The organism is Mesorhizobium sp. M7D.F.Ca.US.004.03.1.1, from assembly GCF_003998635.1.
In the GTDB taxonomy this organism is placed as follows: domain Bacteria; phylum Pseudomonadota; class Alphaproteobacteria; order Rhizobiales; family Rhizobiaceae; genus Mesorhizobium; species Mesorhizobium loti.
In genome coordinates, this window is record NZ_RZQG01000651.1 from 1 (window position 1) to 3,432 (window position 3,432).

The following is a 3,432-nucleotide window of genomic DNA, read 5'->3' on the forward strand; positions in this document are numbered from 1 at the left end:
ATGTTGCGGATCTGCGCCGAGGCCGCCTGCCACAGGGCTTCTGAGACGGCGGGGAAGCGGCTCTTGATGTCGGCATGATCGGCGACATGGCCCATCTTGGCCAGCGCGCCGATGATGGCGCTGCGCTCGCTCACCTCGATGCCGTTCAGCCCCTTGAGATGGGTGATGTCGACCAGCGTCTCGGGCTCGGCGACGCCGCATTTGGCGAGGTCGATCAGCGTGGTGCCGCCTGCGAGCAGCATGGCGCCGGGCAGGGCGGCTGCCTGGCGTGCGGCATCAAGTGAATTGGCGCGCAGATAGGAAAAATCCCTCATGATGCGACCTCCTGGGCTGCTTGGCGGACGGCGGCGACGATGTGTGGATAGGCGCCGCAGCGGCAGAGATTGCCGGCCATGTATTCGCGGATTTCTTCGTCGGAGCCGGCATGGCCTTCGCGGATGCAGGCGACCGCCGACATGATCTGGCCGGGCGTGCAATAGCCGCACTGGAAGGCATCCTGTTCGAGGAAGGCAGCCTGCACGGGATGCATTTCGCCCTCCCGTGCAAGCCCCTCTATGGTGGTGACGGTGCGGCCCTGAGCTTGAGCTGCAAGTGTGAGACAAGCCAGTACGCGCTCGCCGTCGACATGCACGGTGCAGGCGCCGCACTGGCCGTGGTCGCAGCCCTTCTTGGTTCCGGTCAGGCCGAGGCGGTCGCGCAAGGCATCGAGCAGAGTGACGCGCGGCTCGAGTTGCAGTTCGTGATGGTGGCCGTTGATATCGAGATGGACGGGGATTTTCGTCATGGGCGTCTGGCTCCAGTTGCTTGACGCGAAGTCGGTTGATCTCATGTTGGGCAGGCGGCGGACCTAGTGCCCGCTGTCCGGCCCTTCGCTGTCGCTCCGTGCCCCTTCGGGCGTTCAGCCCCTTAAAAAGGTCCACTGGACCTTTTGATCCGCCCGTAGGCGGACCGGGCCTTCACCGTTCGTCGTTTGGGAAGCCAAGCTTGGCTCCCCGCCCGCTTCGCGGGACCACTCTTCACCCCAGCAGGTCCTCGATGCGGATTGGAAAGCGCCGGGGCCGCACGCCGGTTGCATGCCAGACCGCATTGGCGATGGCGCCAGCCGTGCCGGTGATGCCGATTTCGCCAACGCCCTTGATGCCGAGCGCGTTGACGTAGGGGTCGTCCTCGTGGACCAGCAGCGCCTCGACCGACGGCACGTCGGCATTCACCGGGACATGATATTCGGCGAGGTTGGCATTTTGGATCCGGCCCGAGCGCCGGTCGGTGACGGCTTCCTCATGCAGCGCGAAGGAAATGCCCCAGATCATGCCGCCATAATACTGGCTGCGCACCAGCCGCGGATTGATGACCCGTCCGGCGGCGAACGCGCCGACCAGCCTTGTGACACGGATCTGGCCGAAATCCGGATCAACCTTCACCTCGGCGAACACGGCGCCATGCGCGTGCTTGGCATAGGTCTCCTGGGACGCTGGATCCGGAGCGCCCTTGCCATGGGCTTCGATCTCGGTGAGACCCGCGCGCGCGAGGATCTCGGCATAGCTTTCACGGCGGCTTTCATCGTCGCGTCGGTAAAGGCGGCCGCCGCGCGCCAGCACGCCTTCGTTGCCGGCACCGAATAGCGGTGAGGCCTCGTTGCCGGTGGCGAGATCGGCGAGCCTGGCGATGACGGCAGCACCCGCATTGTGGATTGCCATGCCGGCCGTCGCCGTGTGGCCGGAGCCGCCGGCAATGCCTGCATTGGGCAGGTCGGAACTGCCGGCCCTGAACTCGACCCGGTCGATGTCCAGTCCCAGTCCGTCGGCGGCGATCTGGGCAAACGCTGTCCAGGCGCCTTGTCCCATATCCTGCGCGCCGGTCTCCATCAGGCCGCTGCCGTCGCTTCTCAGCACGGCGCGGGCCTCGGCCTGGAACATCAGGGCTGGAAACGTCGCCGTGCCCATGCCCCAGCCGGTCAGGAAACCGTCCGCGTCGCGCATCAGCCGCGGCTGAAGCGGGCGGCTCGCCCAGCCGAACGTCTCAGCCGCTTGCCTGTAGCATTCGCGCAGCGCCTTGGAGGAAAACGGCTTGCCGGTCATCGGCTCGACCTCGGCATAGTTCCGCAGCCGGAATTCCAGCGGGTCCATGCCGCAGGCGTGAGCCGCCTCATCGATGGCGCTCTCCAGAGCGATCGAGCCGGTGGCTTCGCCCGGCGCCCGCATGAACAGCGGCGTACCGGTGTCGAGCCGCACGGCATCGTGCGAGGTCGCGATGGCCGGGCTGGCATAGAGCGTGTGCGAGGCATCCGCGGCCGGTTCGAAGAAATCGTCGAAGGTGCTCGACGCGGTCCTGGCGTGATGGTCGATGGCCGTCAGCCGCCCTTTGCCATCCATGCCCATGCGGAGCGTCTGGCGCGTCGGCGCGCGATGGCCGACCGGGCCGTACATCTGCTCGCGCCGCAGCACCAGCTTGACCGGACGGCCAACAAGACGCGCCGCCAGGATGCCGAGCACCTGCGGCCCGGAGATCATGCCTTTCGAACCGAAGCCGCCGCCCAGGAACGGGCTGCGGATGTGGATGTTTTCCGGCGCGATGCCGAACAGGCCGGCGATGCGGCCCTGCGCCATGGCAAGGCCCTGGCTCGGCGTGTCGATCGACAGCCTGTCGCCATCCCAGGCGACGACGATCGCGTGCGGCTCCATGGCATTGTGGTACTGGGCCGGGGTCTCGTAGGTGGCTTCGATCCGCGTCTTTGCGGATTTGAGGCCGGCTTCGACATCGCCCTTGTGCTGCACCGCCGGACCGCCGACGCCGACTGCACGCGGCACGAAGCTTTCGGCGCCGTCGAGGCTAACGCGCGCCGGCTGTGCTTCATAGCGCGGCGACAGCAGTGCTGCTCCTTCGGTCGCGGCCTCCAGCGTCTCGGCGATCACCACGGCGATGCTCTGGTTGGGGTAGCGGACCTGATCGTTCTGCAGCAGGTCGAGCCGGAACATGAAGGGGTTGTCCTTGGCATCCGGATCGATGGCGAGCGCCGGCCGGTTCTTGGGCGTCATCACCTCGACCACGCCCTTGTGTGCCTTGGCCGCCTCGGTATCCAGCGCGGCAACGCGGCCGCGCGCGATGCTGCTGACGGCCAGCACGGCGTAGAGCATGCCGGGCGGATGGTTGTCGGCAGCATAGCGCGCGCCACCGGTGACTTTCAGAAAGCCGTCGCGGCGGGTCAGCGGCTGGCCGATGCTGGAGCCCTGCCGGGCATGGGCGGGTTGCTGGTTGAGGCTGAGTTCAAGCGTCATGGCGCACTCCGGGAATGTTTGAGAACGGGGAGGCAGGAAGGGCTGGCAGACGCTCGGGCGTTCCCGAAAGGGCTGAAATCAGCGCCCTGACCACGATGCGGCGGGCAAGCTCGATCTTGAACGCATTGTCGCCCGAGGGGCCGGCATCGGCCAAAGC

3 protein-coding genes and 1 pseudogene are annotated in these 3,432 nt (G+C 66.9%); all 4 read right to left on the reverse strand.

All coding sequences use genetic code 11. The features are described 5' to 3' along the window. The coding region (locus EN935_RS27290; RefSeq protein ID WP_206534576.1) for an FAD binding domain-containing protein at positions 1 to 314 on the reverse strand (314 nt) is incomplete at its 3' end. Beyond that, positions 311 to 784, reverse strand: a complete 474-nt coding sequence (locus EN935_RS27295) for a (2Fe-2S)-binding protein (RefSeq protein ID WP_126069772.1) — start codon at positions 782 to 784, stop codon at positions 311 to 313. The genes EN935_RS27290 and EN935_RS27295, both read right to left, overlap by 4 nt. Positions 785 to 1,016: 232 nt before the next feature. Further along, on the reverse strand, positions 1,017 to 3,275 hold the full coding sequence (locus tag EN935_RS27300; protein WP_127266034.1) for a xanthine dehydrogenase family protein molybdopterin-binding subunit: 2,259 nt from the start codon (positions 3,273 to 3,275) through the stop codon (positions 1,017 to 1,019). Further along, positions 3,265 to 3,432, reverse strand: a pseudogene (locus EN935_RS42295) (xanthine dehydrogenase family protein subunit M); the annotation flags it as partial. The pseudogene EN935_RS42295 and the gene EN935_RS27300, both read right to left, overlap by 11 nt.

Excerpts from the sequence above, each read along its gene's own strand:
- EN935_RS27295 (WP_126069772.1), bottom strand. The coding sequence starts at position 784 with ATGACGAAAATCCCCGTCCATCTCGATATCAACGGCCACCATCACGAA.
- EN935_RS27300 (WP_127266034.1), bottom strand. The coding sequence starts at position 3,275 with ATGACGCTTGAACTCAGCCTCAACCAGCAACCCGCCCATGCCCGGCAG.